Source organism: Bartonella sp. AU16XJBT, assembly GCF_028618665.1.
Lineage (GTDB): Bacteria > Pseudomonadota > Alphaproteobacteria > Rhizobiales > Rhizobiaceae > Bartonella.
The window spans coordinates 250099-266998 of record NZ_JAQITF010000001.1 but is presented as its reverse complement, the minus strand read 5'-3'; the positions used below and the strand labels follow the sequence as shown (position 1 = coordinate 266998).

Here is a 16900-nt window from a genome sequence, read left to right as displayed (position 1 = left end):
TAGAACACTTTGCAAAACAACACCCATAATAGCCCCCGATTTGCATTGATTTACAGGCACTCATAAAAATCCCTCTCCCTGGAAAATTCTTCGCAAATCTCTTAGGTGATATTCGTGAAAATCAAATTGATAAGAATATAATTCTTGGCTTGATAATGTGAAGAGTAATACTATGGAAGAGTTTTATAGATCTTTACCATCAGCAATACGAAAGATTATTGAACAAAGCCTTTATCTTTCAAAAAATGATTTCTTTCTTCTGACCGTCGTGATCCTTTTAATAGCATGTCCATTGATGAAATAAATTGAACTTAAAGCATATCTCTTTTCGCTCTCATTTATGCATACTTTCTAACCAAAACAACAAAGCACCCCTCATGGGGGTACAAAAATTATTTTAGAGCACAGGATGGGAGATAAAGGTAAGCAGCACCAGTTATCGTCGCACAAACGACTAAGAACAGCGCCATATCTTCATCATAACAAACAATTTAAAAGAACAGATGTCTGAAGGGGCATGATAAAAATAAGAAAAACAACAGCGCAAAATCCAAAAATCTCTTATTTTACATTCCCTCTTTAGAAACACTATGACGCCCAAAATCAGGGGCATCAATTTCCTGTCCCGCCGCAATGATATTACGGCGCACAGCACGCGTACGCGTAAAAAAATTAAACAGCGTTTCACCATCACCCAAACGAATTGCCCGTTCTAAAAAAGCAAGCCCTTCACTAAAACGACTCAGCATTTCTAAAATAGCCTCTTTATTATGCAAACAAATATCTCGCCACATAACGGGATCAGAAGATGCCAAACGCGTAAAATCACGAAAACCGGAAGCAGAATAAGCAATAACTTCTGAATTTGTTACTTTTTCTAAATCACTCGCTGTCCCAACAGTATTATACGCAATCAAATGTGGCAAATGCGAAACAATCGCTAAAACAAGATCATGATGCTTAGGCTCCATCTTTTCGACCCGCGCTCCACAAGCTTCCCAAAACGCTGTCAATCGTGCTACAGCCGCTGCGTCACTCTCTGCAAAAGGTGTTAAAATACACCAGCGATTGATAAATAAATCAGCAAAACCAGCATCCGGCCCCGAATATTCCGTTCCAGCAATAGGATGTCCCGGAATAAAATGAACCGTTTTTGGCAATAAAGGTGCCATTTCTGCAATAACCAACTCTTTTGTAGAACCAACATCACTCACAATCGCCCCCGACTTTAGATGATCATGAATGTCTTTTGCTACCTCTGCACTCGCTCCAACAGGAACAGAAATAATAACGAGATCAGCCCCTTCAACAGCCTCTGCATTATTCGTTGTATAAAAATCTCCAAGTTCCAATTCGCGCGCTCTTCCCAAAGTTTCTTGACGACGCGTTGCAATAGAAACCTGAGCTGAAAGATTTTTCTTTTTAATCACGCGTGCTAAAGAAGATCCAATCAGACCAATCCCTATGAGCGCTATTCTTTCAAATTGAATAGGGGGCATCTTTCACCTTTAAAGATTCTTTGCAAACAGCAACAAAGACAGCTGTAACAATCATAATTTTTCTGTTTGTTCGTCTAAGAGTTATGCGCAAAATATTAAAAAACTACAACGAGAGAATAATACAGTTTACCCTGCGTAAATAAACAACAGATCATTTTTATCTATAAAACATACGAAAAATGTAACACCAAACTTAAAATTCCCACTTCATTGCTTAACTGCATACAACGCATTGATTCATAAAGATAATGACATTATTTATTATATTGAAAAAGATCCCTTAAAATACCGCAGAATTATTTTATTTTAAATCTTCTTATGTTGAATTTAATCAAAATCATGTCTTTTGCACCTCACAATAAAAACTTCTTCTCCACATGCCTTTTTACGACTGTCTAAAACAGCAGTCTGAATTCTTTCCATTGCGTAAGAAATCTGTTCTAAGTTCCAATATTTTAAAGCTTGTTCAATAATTTTTTTTCCGTTGAAAAAATGAGTAGACGCGCTTGAGAAACCACCGTAAAAGCTGATTTCCCTTCAACCTCTACCTGGTAACGTCAGAGCTGTAATTGCTGAAAATACCTCTGTACTGTACTTAAAATAAAAAATCATAATATTTTAAAATGTTAAGCTGCCATTTGGCGTCGTGCAATAATTGTGAGTCCTAACAAAGCTTGACGAATGATAGCTTCACCCAAAAGCGGATTTTTACGGCTGTCTAAAACAGCACTCTGAATTCTTTCCATTGCGTAAGAAATCTGTTCTAGACTCCAATATTTTAAAGCTTGTTCAACGGTTTTTTTCCGTTGAAAAAAAATGGGAGGACGCGCTTGAGAAACCACCGTAAAAGGCGATTTTCCTTCAACCTCTACCTGATAACGCAAGAGCTGTAATTGCTGGAAATGCCTTTGTGCTGTACTCAAAATAAAAAAAAGTGCTCCCTGCAATGCTGCATGTCGGTTAAAATGCACTTCAAAGCCTGATATATCGCCCAATAAAAGAGCATCAATAATTTCATCTTGAGAAAGAGCACTTACATCGCTTACAACAGTTTTCACATCTTCAAGAGTAATATGAACATTTGAAGCATAAAGACAAAGCTTCTCTAATTCGCCGCGTGATACAAGACGATCTACCCCTAAACTTTCATGCAACCATCTACGTGCATCCAAAGAAAGAGTCTTCTTAAACTGCCCTAAAACCTCATCAATCAAACCGTCAAGAGAACGTATATCATCGGCAAAACAAGGCAAAGCCATTGCATTTGCTGCTGTTTCAATAACATTGCGCAACCCTGTTCCTTTTTTTAAATCCCCTGCCTCAATGAGAATAAAACTTTTCTCTGGTGGCTTCTCAATTAAAAGCTTCAAGGCCGCAAGAAAACCTTTTTGGTTAGCAGCATTAGAGACCCATATTAAACGGTCTCCCCCAAAAAGCGAGAAAGTACGCGCTTCATTTTCCAAACATGCGGGATCTTTATCAATTTCAGCAGCATCCAAACGAATTGTCGAAAATGGATCTTCTATTGCGACCTTTGTAAGCTTCGCAAAACGTAGAGCACGTTCACAAATAAGACCACGATCTGGCCCATAAATGAGAATAATAGAAAAAGCACGTGAGAAACGCGTTAGAAACTGATCAACCTCATGTGCTTTTTTCTGAGCCACACTATTAATCCATTAACATTTCATCATCATCAAGAACTTCCCCGCGCACTTTCTGAAACATACCAATTAAATCATTGACATCCAAGCCCTTACGCTCTTCATGACAGACATCCAAAATCACTTTTCCACCATGCAACATCAATGTGCGATCGCCATAGTCAAGAGCCTGACGCATAGAATGGGTTACCATAATAGTCGTTAATTTTTTCTCTTCAACGATTTTTTCAGTCAACCGCATCACAAAATCAGCCATTCCAGGATCAAGTGCTGAGGTATGTTCGTCAAGTAATAAAACATCTGCATGGGCTAACGTTGCCATCACAAGACAAACGGCTTGGCGTTGTCCACCGGATAAACTATCCATAGGATTGTGAATATATGCTTCAAGACCAATGCCTAATTGAGCAATTTTCTCTCGAAAAAATTGCCTTTTTTCCTGGTTTAAAGCTGAACGCAAACTACGACGATTTCCCCGAAGAGCAGCAAGAGCCAAATTTTCTTCAATTGTTAAAGAACCACAACTTCCCTTTAACGAATCTTGAAAAACACAAGCAACCCTTCCAGCGCGTTCGCTAACTGATTGCCTGGAAACATTTTGTCCATTGATAACCACTTTTCCTGTCGAGGGAAGCGTTGCCCCCGCCAAAATACTGAGCAACGTTGATTTACCCGCACCATTTGAGCCGATAACCGTAACAAAGCTACCTTGATCAATTTTGAGGTTAATATCAATTAAAGCCTGTTTTTCCAAAGGCGTTTGCGGTTTAAATGTAACCCCAACATGAAAAAACTCAATCACGTTTACGCCTCCTCCAATAACGTGGCACAATAAGAGTTAACGCTACCAACAGCGAAGTAATCAACTGAAGATCTGTCGACGTATCAATACCAATTCCATTAGCCTCGAATGCAAATTGCACCGCCACACGATAAAGCACAGACCCCACAATACAGCTGATTATAATCCAGAAAATATTGCGCGTACGAAAGAGAGTTTCTCCAATAATCACGGCGGCCAATCCGAAAACAATTGTACCAATTCCACCGGTAATATCCGTCGCAATTGCAGTTTGAATATAAAGAGAACCACCAAGTGCAACACAGGCATTAGAAAGCCCCATACCAAAATAAATCAATGCCGATGTATGAACACCTTGCGCCGCCGCCATGCGTGGATTAGCTCCCATTGCGCGCATAGCGAGACCAATTTCACTTTCCAAAAAGCGCCAAATAAAAAATGCCACAACCAGCAATACAGCACCAACAAAAAGAGGGCGCACAAAGATATCGGACAACCCAAACAGATTATAAAAAGGTGTTAAGGCTGTATCAGCAAGCGCTAAATTAACATTAGACCCTCCCATAATTCCCATAATACGAAGGTTAACCGTATAGAGCGCTGACATTGTTAAAATAGAAGCCAAAAGATTCAAAATGCCAAAACGCAAATTCAACATGGCTGTTAATAAGCCAGCAGCCATACCTGCACAAAAAGCGCATGCCATAGCTGTCCATGCATTAAAACCTAAAAGAATCAAGACGCCACAGACACAGGACCCAAGAAGAAACGAGCCATCAACTGTTAAATCAGGAAAGTCTAAAACGCGAAATGAGAGATAAACTCCTATAGCCACAAACGCATAAATAAGGCCTAATTCCACAGCGCCAGAAAAGGCAAATATATTCATGTAAAGACAATCCCCATGAAAACTTAACGGTTTTTATTGTATCAACATCCTATCAACAAAAGTCATTGAAGCACTTTTGTTGCACGATCAATAACCGCCTGCGGAATAACAATCCCCGCTTTTTCTGCTGCTTTCAGATCAATTCGAATGTCATTATTAGCCGCCTGCACAACATCAATATCACCAGGCTTTTCACCCTTTAGAATACGCACAACCAACTTCCCAGCATCGCCCCCTACATCATAGAAATTCACACCTTGCGTCATAAAAGGGCCGCGTCCAATAGAATTAGCATCAACAGTAAACACAGGAACATTTGCTTCCTGCGTGACCTTTACAGCACCCTCTAAAACAGAAAGAACTGTATTATCAGCGGGAATAAAAATGATATCTACCTTACCGATTAAAGCCCGTGTTGCTGCCTGAACATCTGAAGGCTTTGGTGCCGATGAAGGAATGATTTCAATTCCAGCTTTTTTTGCCGCATCCTTTAACACTTTAAGTGTTGAAACAGAATTTGCTTCAGAAGCATTATAAAGATAACCAATTTTTTTTAAATCTGGTTTTACTTCGTGCAAAAGTTTAACACTTTCTGCAACATCTATACGATCAGAACTCCCCGTCACATTACCACCAGGCTTGGTAAGCGAAGAAACGATTTTAGCTCCGATAGGATCAGAAATCGCTGCAAAGACGATAGGAATTGTTTTGGTTGCCGCAAGCATTGTTTGTGCTGAAGGCGTGGTAATCGCCACAATAACATCAGGTTTATCACCAACAAATTTACGTGCAATTTGCGTTGCTGTTGAAATATTGCCCTGCGCTGATAGAAAGGTCAGTTGAAAGTTTTCACCTTGCTTATAACCATTTTCTGCAAGAACATCTTCCACACCTTTACGAACAGCATCCGCAGCAGGATGGACCATAATTTGTGTTAAAGCAACTTTAACGTGTTTAACTTGATCGTCAGCTTTTGCAACACTGTTCATGAGAAAAACCGCTGCAATGACAACCCCTAATATATTTACTTTCTTCAACATGATATTCCACCCCTATCCACGCAAAAATTAAAAAAGGAATAATTTATTACTGAAGAATTTTCTAAAATCAATCTTTATTTCATTTTATCGAAACAGAGACAAAATAAATCAAACTAAAATGATATTTTTTTGTTGCAATTCGTAGAAGCCTACGCCATACAAACAACATATATGTCGAATCGGTGAGCGGGTGTAGCTCAGGGGTAGAGCACAACCTTGCCAAGGTTGGGGTCGTGGGTTCGAATCCCATCGCCCGCTCCATTGAATTTTGATTTTGTAGCTTGCCAGCAGGTTTTGTATATTTTGCCACTAGGTTTTCTACCAATTTATTTTGTTTCACATGATTTTTAAGGGGTTCTCAAAGGGTCTTCAAAGGTCTTTCAAAGCCTTTTCTTATTTTCACACTCAAATTCCGATTTTCGCTCTTTTGAGCCATTTTAGGTGTCAAAATTCATTTTGACAAAACGCGTATTTAAAGCTAGATTTTATACATAAAAACAATAAATTATCAAGTATTCCTACCTAATCCCACCTCTTCCCACTTAATGTAAGACCTACTGTCAAACTACATTGCCGGTCGATTTTCTCTATTTTGGCATTAGATTCTATATCGATTCGTTTTTTTCAAATCATTTTTAAAAGATTCTCTAAAAAAGCTTCAGGGGCATTTCAAAGTTTTTTAAGATTCGTAATTTCTTGTAAAGCATCTATTAGATTTGGATCTTAGATCATCAGATAACAATTTCTATCTCAGGCGGGATTTTCTAGGAAATCTGTGTGATCTGCTAGACCGCTAAAGCTTGAAAAGTGAGATGACACTTCCCATTGGTTTATGACGTTGTTTAGCAACAATAACTTTAGCTTTGCCAGTAGCATTTTTCCAAAAAGCATTGATCAAGAGTTTCTTACCATCCCGAGAATAATTTTTTAGTATTAGCAGCAGATCTTTTGCGACCTTTCAGGTTATATCAGCTTATGTAAAAGAATTTGGAATTACCTTTGAGCTAACAGATTTTTTTACAGCCCCAGTATTAAAAGCTCAATGAATAATGATAAGGAAAACAAATGTTAAACAAATCAAAAATTAACTTATCATTAGAGAATAATTTTTTCTCAAAGGTACGTTTTTTACCAAAATTGTGTCCTCAAATGCAGGTTATTGATTTTTCAAATGGAGTCTCTTCTGTTAATTCAACATTTGCTTCAGACACATTCAACGTTATCTCTGCTAAAAATTTACAAGAAACGATATCTGTAGACCAAGCAAAGTCTATAATTGATTCCTTTAATACACAGAAACGACCTTTAGCTTGGTGGGTTGGACCTCATTCGTCTCATTACAAAGTTGATGAAGTTCTCTTAATCATTGGTTTAGAGCATGTTGAAACAAAGGTAGGAATGGCGGCTTTAGCGCAAGATATAGATTCACATATTAGTTCTACACCGGATAACTTCAAAATAAAGGAAGTTGAATCACTTCAAGATTTTATAGATTACGGAAATGTTATGGCGTCAGTATTCGAGCCTTTTGATGAAGAAGCGATCATATTTTATAAAACAATAGGAAGCTGTTATAAAAAAGATCCTAATATAGATCTGTTCGTTGGTTATATAAATAACAATCCTGTAGCCATATGTTTTTGTATTAAAGCGGATGAAATTGGTGGAGTCTATGATATTGTCACCAATCCAGATTTTCAAAAAAGAGGGTTTGGGACATTCATGACAAAAATTGCTATTGAGCATTTAAAAAGAAAGAAATGTCATGTTATTGGTATGTAAGCCTCACACGAGGGAATTGGCATTTATAAAAAATTGGGTTTTATAAACTTTGGTGAATTTAAAGTTTATTCCAATAAACACATGATCATTTAGTGACGAACTTTTTTTGCTCATCAATGAAGAGAATTTATTATTTTCAGCATGGAAAAGGCTCGGCATAAATATTAAGAGGGATGTCTTCCATAATTTTAATAATGATTTTGGCTAACCTTCTTTTGCCACCAATAAATATAAACAATAACGAATATAATGGAATCAACAAGCTTCAATATCGCTTTGTAAAAAGCCTTTCAAAATTCCTTTACCCTTTTTGCCATCAAATCTTGACTTTCAGAGTCTCTTGCTTTCTTTTTTACATTCAAAATTTACTCTGGAATAGGATACATTAATCGTAAAAAAATATATAAAAGCAACAAGATATAACTTTTTTCTCTCTAATTCTTCTTCAATAAAAAACAACTTTTAAGCTACAATGCGCCAACACTTATCAGCCTAAGTCCCAAACAACATATAATGACGAAACAAATTCATAGAGTGAAGATTTTTTACAATCAATTGTTGTATCAATCTTTCCACAATGCATAAAAATGGTGAAGCGGCCCTCGACCTTTCCCTACTTTTAAAGCATTTGAAGCCATTAAAGCGCCATGTAAATAATCTTTTGCTTGTTTAACAGCACAGTCCAAAGGCTGTGTAGGTAACAGAGCTGCAATGGCGGCAGAAATAGTACACCCTGTCCCGTGATCATGAGTGGTTGAAAGTCGAGAAGCTTCAAGCATAACAAGATTTTCACAATCGCAATAAAGATCTGGACTAGAACAATCGTAATTTTCTGTACTATTTCTGGTAAGCGCATTCAAATGTCCCCCTTTCAATAAAACTGCAGGACACCCTAGCGCTAAAAGTCGTGGAGCATATTGATACATAGTCTCTAAAGACCATTGCACTTCACATCCCAATAACAGTGCAGCTTCAGGCAAATTTGGTGTAATCAAAGTTGACATCGGTACAAGAACATCACGCATAATTTCAATGGTATCAGGCTTTAAAAGAACATCACCACTTTTTGCCACCATAACCGGATCAAAAACAATGAAACGCGCCTTATGATAAGCAAGACGTTCTGCAATAGTCTGTGCAATCTGAGCATTTGCAACCATACCAATTTTAACGGCATCAACATGGATATCCTCAAAAACAGAATCAATTTGATCCGCAACAAAAGAAGCATCTAATGCCTGAAAAGAACGCACACCTTGAGTATTTTGTGCAACAACAGCTGTAACCACACTCATACCATAAGTTTTCATAGCTGAAAAAACCTTCAAATCCGCCTGCATTCCAGCGCCACCAGAAGGATCTGTTCCCGCAATAGATAAAATCCGTGGAATAAAAAGTTTATCTTTTTGTAATTCCATTAACCTCTTTCCTTCTGTTTTTAAATATCGGAAAATGAGTTACCGAAAAAATAGATGCTTGAAAAAACATAAAGAAGATGTTTTCTCCTATGAATTATATTATATACGAAGTCTTTTTATAGATATAAAATGGAAAATATAGTGCTTATCCTTCGTTCTATTCTTTTTACGTTCGCTTTTTATACAACAACTTTCATACAAATGATTCTTTACGCTCCCATTTATTTTTTAATGCCCCGCAAAAAGGCATGGATTGTCCCTAAAACATGGGCGCGTGTTACACTCTTTTTGCAAAAATACATCGCGGGCACACGTTATGAAATTGAAGGATTAGAAAATCTCCCCAAAGGGGCCTATATCATTGCTCCAAAGCATCAATCTGCATGGGAAACTTTCAGCCTTGTTCCCTATTTTGACGATCCCACTCTCATTTTAAAACGTGAATTGATGTGGATTCCATTGTTTGGCTGGTATATGGCAAAAACACAAATTATCCCCATTAACCGTACAACGCCCATCAAAGCCTTAAAAACGGTTATACAAAAAGCAAAAGAGAAAGTAAAACAAGGACGCCAAATTTTAATTTTTCCCGAAGGAACACGTCGAAAACCCGGTCAAGAACCAGATTATAAATCAGGAATCGTCGCGCTCTATAATGAATTAGGACTTCAAGTTGTCCCTATTGCGCACAATGCGGGATTATATTGGCCACGCAATAATTTTCGCCGTTATCCCGGAACAATTCGTGTTCGTATTCTTCCTCCAATAGAAGCTGGTTTAAGCAAACGTGACTTTCTAGATCAACTGATCCAAAAAACTGAAGAAGCGTGTGATGAACTGCTCCTCTTAGCAGCTCAAGATCCTACCCCTCCTCCTATGCCACCATCTGCTGTTCAAAAGCTTCAAAAACTGAAACATCATGAAGCACAACCTTGATTGATAAAAAACATCACTTTGTATATTAAATGAAGCATATAAAACAAAAATATAAGGGAGATATTACAAACTTTCCCATTCAAAATTATAAAACCCATGTTACATTATCAAAAATGAACAATGTATGAATTTTTTTAAGAGGGAATTCTTCCTCTCTTTAAAATCGTTAAATGACATACAGCATTTTGATTTATAAGGATAATTTATCACTATTCAACTTGAATGAGAACTCTGAATACCGTAAGATTTTCTCATTTCAAATTTGTTTCATGTTGAATCAATCAAAAGCATTTGCTTACACATTACAAGCGGAAAAAGCCGTATAAGAAAGGCATGCCTCTTATCAACCATCTCAAGGGCCAAGGGCTGTCAGTAACATTATAGGCTGGAAAAGTGTTTGATAATGCTGGCTTTCTTCTTCACAACTACAACATTGATAGAAAATAAATGCATGATAAGTGCCAACATCTTTCTTCATAAACATAAAGATTATAACTCTTAAGAACGATATCTTAAAAGAGATATGAAAATTGGTAGATATTTCTTTAAAATGAGCACGTGAATGAGAAACGCAACAATATTTTGTTTTGAGCGTTCTGTCTTGTATAAGAAACATGTGCCCCTGTTAAAGAAAGTTCATAAATGAGCCGCAGGATTTTATACTTATTCACAAACAGTGTTAAAAATGCTCGCTAAGGGATGAAATAAAGAGAAAAACAAACAACTTCTTTAAAGAAAAAACATCAATCAATAATATAAATAGCGTGCTGTTTTTCATATATAATATATTGATTTATAATGATAAATAATATTTGATATTGAGCAATCACAACCCATATAGAAAAATGATTTTTTCTTCTTATATTGAGTTGATTAAAACCAATTATCTATCGTCACAACTCAAATTAATATGTAAGCAAGAATTATTAAAGCAAAGGGCACAAACACTTCTTATAAGCCATATCAATATAAGGGGGTATCTTAAAGAGACATCTCTTGATACATCCCAGCCCTTTTCACAACGTTGACGATGAGTGGTATAATGGTCAAGTCGTTGAACAGCCTTTTTTATGTTTTTGAAGAAGCAAGCCTGCACCATTAGACACTTTGCCAATCCCCAAGTTGCGATAGTCCTTGACACTTAAGACGGTTTTCATAAGAAGCATTTTTATTGTACAGTTTTTATCTACGCAGGCTTCCTGGCTTGTAACGTTCAAACGGATAGTTTTTATTGATTCAATCCGGCATAGATTTAGCATGAAAGAGTCTGACAATATTCTGGGGGACTCATTCAACATGTACAACAGAAAATTATCATTATAAATCAAATATATTAACGAATAGAATAGTAGGCAAAATATATGATGATACTAGCTTGTCCTTCCTAAAAAAACAGCAATTGCCTCAAGAACCTGAAATTTTTTACAATCTTCATTATTTAAAAAGTATTTCTTGAGATTCTTAAGCCATCAAACCAAATTCAAGGGGAAAATAAAGATGAGTGTTGGTTTTATCCCTAAAACACAATTGATACAGTAATTAACCATCTGTCCTCTCTATCCTGGACTCAAAAGCTTTGTGTGCTACATTAAAACAATTCCAAATAACGAATAAAAAGGAGGGGGATTTAAATTAATGCAACGTCTCTTCTATAATTTATTTTTTTCTTTCGTTTTGAGTTTGTCTAGCGCTGTTGCTCTAGCGCAGCCTTTTATTTCCGTTGATGTTACAACGGGACATATCTTAAAACATAATCAAGCTTTTGAGCGTTGGTATCCAGCTTCCTTAACAAAATTAATGACCGCTTATGTTATTTTTCGCGCAATGAGCCGAGGGGAAATTTCACCCAACAAACCTATCACCCTCAGCGAATATGCCGCAAAGGCTCCCTCGTATCGTTCCGGCTATAAAGCTGGTTCTGTTCTCACACTTGATACAGCCTTAAGTATCACCATGGTTAAATCGACCAATGATTTGGCCATTGCCATGAGTGAAGCCGTTGCTGGTTCACAGAAAGCTTTTGTACGCAAAATGAATAACGAAGCTAAACGTTTAGGCATGTTTGGCACCCATTTTGCAAATGCAAGCGGTTTACCAGACCCTCAAAACTATTCCACCGCACGCGATATTGCTCTTTTAGCCGTCCAAATACGTCGTGAATTTCCACAATATGCTCATTATTTTTCTATTCCAGCCATTGATTTTGGTAATAACCGAAAAATCCAGCATAATTCAAACAACCTCATTGGTCGTTTTTATGGAATAGACGGCATGAAAACAGGCTTTATTTGCGCCTCTGGTTTTAATCTTGTTGCCTCAGCCACCCGCAATAAACGTACAATTATTGCTGTCATTCTAGGCGCGAACAACATAAGTGAAAGGGAAGAAAAAGCGGCACAACTTCTTGAAATAGGATTTTTGCATCAAGGAAGCCCCCAATTAACAATAGCAACATTAAAACCTTACGGAAGCAACATAACACAAGCCAACAATATGAAACAACAAACATGCACGCCTGAAGCCATAAAAATGCATGCAAATTCATATGATGATCAAGGAAATATTATTCTCACCTCACCTTTTATCACTGCGCCACCTTCTTTTTCTCATCCTTTAGCAGTACACCTCATTCGTACGCCACAGACACCTAAAATGACGGTAAAACCACTAAGAAAGCCCCCTAGTCCATATAAAAGACGCGCAAACTATTCTATAAAAAAGCCGTAAGCCATAATCTATGATTAATTATAATGAATTGATTTGTAATGATAATTAATTATTTTGCACCTTATGTCAGAACCACAAATATCGTAAGATTGACTTATTTCAAATCTATATTTGTTGAATCAATTAAAATCCGTCTCTTGCACGTCACAAGGTGGATGAGAACATACAGATAAAATAATTAAAGCAAGAAATTAAAACTCTTCCTATAAAGTCTTTCAAGTGCCAAGAATTATCATAACATTGGCACCGAGAAAGTGTATGATTGTGCCCACACTTACCTTTATAAGCGTAAAAATGGTGATAAAATAGATTTGGGAATTGACCCTTAATCCCTCACAGACACCATTATGAATGGAGTTAACGTCATAAGATATGTTTCTTTAAAACAAAACCACGATTGATGATTAAGATGAAAATGAAGCGCATTCCTCTCACGCTTATTACTGGTTTTTTAGGCTCTGGCAAAACAACTTTGCTCAACCGTATGCTACAAGATCCTCTCTTAACGGAGTGTGCTATTATCATCAATGAATTCGGCGAAATCAGTATTGACCACCTACTGGTTGAAAAGGCCACAGAAGGAATTATTGAGCTTGCCAATGGTTGCTTATGCTGCAATTTACGCAGTGATCTCGTCGATACATTAATTGATTTAATCAATCGAGTCCAAACAGGACAGATTAAACAACTCAATCACATTATCATTGAAACAACAGGGGTGGCTGATCCTGCCCCTATTTTACAAATACTTTTAAGCCATCCGTTGTTTATTCAAACATTGTCCATAAATGCTGTTCTTGCAACATTTGATACATTAAGCACTCTTTCCATATGTGAGCGCTATCCTGAAATATATAAACAATTAATCCTTGCTGATAAAATTATTCTCACCAAAACAGATCTTACAGCTCCAACGCTTTCAGATGAGTTTATTAACACACTCAAAACAATGAATCCTACAGCACAAATTATTGACGCCCATTCTGAAGATTTCTGCTCAAATCTATTAATAAAGAACACATTATGGAATGAAAAAGGAGAAAATACACAACTTAAGCAAAATCTTATGACAGCTCCACATGATCATCCCCCCCATAAAACCATTCGTACTTTTTCACTAGACTGTGAGGATCTTGTTGATTATGCCACAATTGAAGCTTTTTTAGATCTTCTACAAGAGCGTTATGGTACAAAATTACTCCGTATCAAAGCAATTATCGCCTTGCGTGATGATCCTTATCGCCCACTTGTATTGCATGGTGTACAAACATTTTTCCATCCCCCCATAAGACTGCCAACATGGCCAAAAGGAATAAAACAAACACGTTTTGTCATCATTGCCGATGGTGTTGAAAAAGAAGCAATACAAAAACTTCTCAATGCTTTTTTTAATAAACCAGCAATAGATACTGCAGACAAAACAGCTCTCTTGGAAAACCCTCTGATCATTCCAGGAATAAAGTTTTAATTCTCCCCTTCAATGATATAATGTTAAATCCATTGAATTAGACTACGCTTTTAAAGAAGCAAAACAGCTCCACCATAGATTTTGCCAGCCCCAATGTATGACAGCTCTTGGCACTTGAGGCGATTCATTAGAGACATTTTTATTGTTACAGTTTTATCCATGCGGCGCTTCCCGCTTGTAACGTGCAAGCGAATGATTTTGATTGATTCAAGATAAATAGATTTTCAGATAAAAGATCTTATGACATTCAGGCTCCTATTCAAACTGAATAATTATAAAATCAAAGTGTTATGATGAAATTTTTTAATGTCCATCAATCTGTAATCAGGTTATTTTCTCTCGGCATACGCTTCATCTGCGAAGCGCTTCATGTGATTCATTTTACAACCCCATTGAACAAATTCTTGGTTTTAAATATTCTGCTAAACCCTATATTCGTCCAGCTGATTAAAACAAAGTCCTCTTAAGTTTAGGCAAAAAACTAAAATCAGACAGAGGCAATATCCTATTTTTAGATGTATGCATGTATCTTATAGACCAGCACGATAAAACAACATTTTACAGCAATAAAATAATAAAATCCTTTGAAAGTAAAAAGAGAGACATTTTATGTTAACTTGCTCTCCACTAAAAAACCAAGACTGCCATCCATAGTGATCTGCAAACAATCCAACTTCTCTGAGCGAATTCCTCTTGGTCCTCCCACTTCATCTGATTTATAGACATAAAGCTCTATGAAAAAACACAGCACTTTAAAAACTATTGACGACTCCCTTAAGCACCCCATGAATAAAGTTTTTGCATGTTCTGTATCGCCCCCCCATAAGCGATGGTGTTTTAAAGTGTAGCAGGATAAAATAACACTCACTGCATTAAGGAAACTGAAGTTTTATCAATATCGCGATTGAAAATGTAACGTTTTCCATAAACTTCAACAGTTGGAGGTTGGCGATTTTCTTCAAAAAAATCATAACCTTTCTTAAGCATAACCCAAAATTGATAATGAGGGTCAGTCTTATGCCGTGCCATATTATCATCAGTCATGCGGAAAGGAAAAGCCTGCAACTGAAATGCTCTTTGCCCTCCTTTAAAAGCATCCCGTGCGAACGCATAAATTTGAGCCATGTTCTTATCACTCATAGAATAACAACCAGCGGAAAAGCAAGAACCATGCACCATAAGATTGCTCCCTGTACGACCATTTTCTTGATCATAAAGGTTAGGAAATCCTATATTAAAAGAAAGATAATATTTTGAATAAGGATTCATTTGGTTTGCAGTAATCGTATAAAAACCCTCCGGTGTCTGAAGATCCCCTTCTTTATATTTAGGTCCAAGCTTACCAGACCATTTACAAATACCATAGCGAGCAACCAAGATAAAAGGACCTGAACGAGATTGCTTCCAAATTTCAGCAACATTTTCTTCCTTGAAAAATCGCATCACAATTGGTGCATAGGGATCAATATCATACAAAACCATTCTATTCTGGATTTCTTGCGGTAGAGGCTGCTCAACTTTAGCACGAATAGAAGCTGGTAATCTTCCTTCGCAGGCCGTTAATATTCCCATTACAAACAACACACACACAGCAAGGAATCTGTTAAATGTCATCGAAGAAACTCCAATCCAACACCCCTCATAAAAAATGACTTATGCTAATGACCGACCAATTTGAAGGTACCTTTCCCTTCGCTCTTGTTTAAGAACTTCACCATCTTTTCCAGCCATAGCTTTTAAAGCCTCTGAAATAATCTCCCCCGTTGCATCAATGGCAATCTCTTTACCACGATGCGCTCCTCCTAAAGGCTCTGAAATAATGCCATCAATAATCTTTAAGCGATACAAATCTTGAGCGGTAATACGCATATTCATTGCAGCATCTTTTGCACGGGCTGGATCACGCCATAAAATAGAAGCCGCTCCTTCTGGAGAAATAACAGAGTAAATCGCATGTTCTAACATATAAACTTTATTGGCAGCCGCAATTGCTATCGCCCCCCCAGAACCGCCTTCTCCAATAACAACAGATACAACAGGAACCTTTAGGCGCAAAGTTGCGGCTGTTGATTGAGCAATTGCTTCTGCTTGCCCGCGTTCTTCAGCGCTTACACCAGGATAAGCACCTGCCGTATCGACGAAAGTAAGGAGTGGCAAACCAAAGCGGTCAGCCATTTCCATAATACGTACAGCTTTACGATATCCTTCTGGACGTGCAGAACCAAAATTATAGCGCAAACGTGTTTGCGTATCATGACCTTTCTCTTGGCCGATATAAGCAACTGCTTCTCCCTTAAAGCGTGCGAACCCAGCTTGAATAGCCTCATCTTCGGCAAACTTTCGATCTCCTGCCAAAGGTGTAACATCACTCAATAAGCGTTTAGAATAGTCCATAAAATGCGGACGATCAGGATGACGAGCGACTTGTGTTTTTTGCCACGGCGACAATTTTTTATAAATATCGTGCAATGCCGTTTTTGAACGTGTTTCAAGACGCGCAATCTCGTCACTCATATCAAGACTGCCTTTTTCTTGAGAAATTTTTTTTAATTCAAGAATTTTCCCATCAAGATCAGCAACTGGTTTTTCAAAATCAAGATAATTATACATTTGTACCAACTCATTCAGTGTCACTTATACACTTATAATTTGCTTTATAAAGTCTTTTTCCAAAA

General features: G+C 37.2%; 12 protein-coding genes, 1 tRNA gene and 1 pseudogene. 5 read left to right on the top strand and 9 right to left on the bottom strand.

Annotated elements, in window-relative coordinates; genetic code table 11:
* Window positions 1-566: 566 nt before the first annotated feature.
* The 6 genes and pseudogenes from PVV66_RS00960 to PVV66_RS00935 all read right to left on the bottom strand — a co-directional run bounded on the left by PVV66_RS00960 (window position 567) and on the right by PVV66_RS00935 (window position 5894).
* Complete coding sequence (locus tag PVV66_RS00960) at window positions 567-1499, bottom strand: prephenate/arogenate dehydrogenase family protein (RefSeq protein ID WP_273717374.1); 933 nt, start codon at window positions 1497-1499, stop codon at window positions 567-569.
* Window positions 1500-1826: 327 nt separating this feature from the next.
* Window positions 1827-2077, bottom strand: a pseudogene (locus tag PVV66_RS00955) (hypothetical protein); the annotation flags it as partial.
* A 48-nt stretch (window positions 2078-2125) separates the two neighbouring features.
* Window positions 2126-3166, bottom strand: coding sequence for a DNA polymerase III subunit delta (gene holA / locus PVV66_RS00950; RefSeq protein WP_273717375.1), 1041 nt, complete (start codon window positions 3164-3166; stop codon window positions 2126-2128).
* A 4-nt stretch (window positions 3167-3170) separates the two neighbouring features.
* Window positions 3171-3965, bottom strand: coding sequence for an ABC transporter ATP-binding protein (locus PVV66_RS00945; RefSeq protein WP_273717376.1), 795 nt, complete (start codon window positions 3963-3965; stop codon window positions 3171-3173).
* A complete protein-coding gene (locus PVV66_RS00940) occupies window positions 3958-4854 on the bottom strand; it encodes an ABC transporter permease (RefSeq protein ID WP_273717377.1) in 897 nt (298 codons plus the stop codon). The genes PVV66_RS00945 and PVV66_RS00940 overlap by 8 nt, the downstream gene beginning before the upstream one ends.
* 62 nt (window positions 4855-4916) lie before the next feature.
* On the bottom strand, window positions 4917-5894 hold the full coding sequence (locus PVV66_RS00935; RefSeq protein WP_273717378.1) for an ABC transporter substrate-binding protein: 978 nt from the start codon (window positions 5892-5894) through the stop codon (window positions 4917-4919).
* Between the two features lie 186 nt (window positions 5895-6080).
* Here PVV66_RS00935 and PVV66_RS00930 point away from each other — a divergent pair.
* Together PVV66_RS00930 and PVV66_RS00925 are read left to right on the top strand one after the other, a co-directional pair.
* Window positions 6081-6155, top strand: a tRNA-Gly gene (locus PVV66_RS00930).
* Between the two features lie 804 nt (window positions 6156-6959).
* Window positions 6960-7676: a GNAT family N-acetyltransferase gene (locus tag PVV66_RS00925; RefSeq protein WP_273717379.1), complete on the top strand. Its 717-nt coding sequence runs from the start codon at window positions 6960-6962 to the stop codon at window positions 7674-7676.
* Window positions 7677-8239: 563 nt separating this feature from the next.
* Here the strand turns inward: PVV66_RS00925 and thiD are convergent.
* Window positions 8240-9094 (bottom strand): bifunctional hydroxymethylpyrimidine kinase/phosphomethylpyrimidine kinase, encoded by an 855-nt coding sequence (gene thiD / locus PVV66_RS00920; protein ID WP_273717380.1) that lies wholly within the window; start codon window positions 9092-9094, stop codon window positions 8240-8242.
* A gap of 129 nt (window positions 9095-9223) precedes the next feature.
* Here thiD and PVV66_RS00915 point away from each other — a divergent pair, with 129 nt between their 5' ends.
* The 3 genes from PVV66_RS00915 to PVV66_RS00905 all read left to right on the top strand — a co-directional run bounded on the left by PVV66_RS00915 (window position 9224) and on the right by PVV66_RS00905 (window position 14225).
* Window positions 9224-10030 (top strand): 1-acyl-sn-glycerol-3-phosphate acyltransferase, encoded by an 807-nt coding sequence (locus tag PVV66_RS00915; RefSeq protein WP_273717381.1) that lies wholly within the window; start codon window positions 9224-9226, stop codon window positions 10028-10030.
* A gap of 1635 nt (window positions 10031-11665) precedes the next feature.
* Window positions 11666-12757: a D-alanyl-D-alanine carboxypeptidase family protein gene (locus PVV66_RS00910; protein WP_273717382.1), complete on the top strand. Its 1092-nt coding sequence runs from the start codon at window positions 11666-11668 to the stop codon at window positions 12755-12757.
* A 409-nt stretch (window positions 12758-13166) separates the two neighbouring features.
* Window positions 13167-14225, top strand: a complete 1059-nt coding sequence (locus tag PVV66_RS00905) for a GTP-binding protein (RefSeq protein WP_273717538.1) — start codon at window positions 13167-13169, stop codon at window positions 14223-14225.
* 864 nt (window positions 14226-15089) lie between these two features.
* Here PVV66_RS00905 and PVV66_RS00900 read toward each other — a convergent pair.
* The gene (locus PVV66_RS00900) at window positions 15090-15839 is read right to left on the bottom strand and encodes a murein L,D-transpeptidase family protein (RefSeq protein WP_273717383.1); all 750 of its coding nucleotides are present in this window, start codon (window positions 15837-15839) and stop codon (window positions 15090-15092) included.
* Between the two features lie 39 nt (window positions 15840-15878).
* Entirely contained in the window at window positions 15879-16835 is a 957-nt protein-coding gene (locus PVV66_RS00895; protein WP_273717384.1) for an acetyl-CoA carboxylase carboxyltransferase subunit alpha, read from the bottom strand.
* Window positions 16836-16900: the final 65 nt, after the last annotated feature.

What these genes read in the sequence shown, in the direction of transcription:
- PVV66_RS00960 (WP_273717374.1), bottom strand. Translation starts at nt 1,499, where the DNA reads ATGCCCCCTATTCAATTTGAAAGAATAGCGCTCATAGGGATTGGTCTG.
- PVV66_RS00935 (WP_273717378.1), bottom strand. Translation starts at nt 5,894, where the DNA reads ATGTTGAAGAAAGTAAATATATTAGGGGTTGTCATTGCAGCGGTTTTT.
- PVV66_RS00915 (WP_273717381.1), top strand. Translation starts at nt 9,224, where the DNA reads ATGGAAAATATAGTGCTTATCCTTCGTTCTATTCTTTTTACGTTCGCT.
- PVV66_RS00895 (WP_273717384.1), bottom strand. Translation starts at nt 16,835, where the DNA reads ATGTATAATTATCTTGATTTTGAAAAACCAGTTGCTGATCTTGATGGG.
- PVV66_RS00925 (WP_273717379.1), top strand. Translation starts at nt 6,960, where the DNA reads ATGTTAAACAAATCAAAAATTAACTTATCATTAGAGAATAATTTTTTC.
- PVV66_RS00940 (WP_273717377.1), bottom strand. Translation starts at nt 4,854, where the DNA reads ATGAATATATTTGCCTTTTCTGGCGCTGTGGAATTAGGCCTTATTTAT.
- PVV66_RS00910 (WP_273717382.1), top strand. Translation starts at nt 11,666, where the DNA reads ATGCAACGTCTCTTCTATAATTTATTTTTTTCTTTCGTTTTGAGTTTG.
- PVV66_RS00905 (WP_273717538.1), top strand. Translation starts at nt 13,167, where the DNA reads ATGAAAATGAAGCGCATTCCTCTCACGCTTATTACTGGTTTTTTAGGC.
- PVV66_RS00900 (WP_273717383.1), bottom strand. Translation starts at nt 15,839, where the DNA reads ATGACATTTAACAGATTCCTTGCTGTGTGTGTGTTGTTTGTAATGGGA.
- thiD (WP_273717380.1), bottom strand. Translation starts at nt 9,094, where the DNA reads ATGGAATTACAAAAAGATAAACTTTTTATTCCACGGATTTTATCTATT.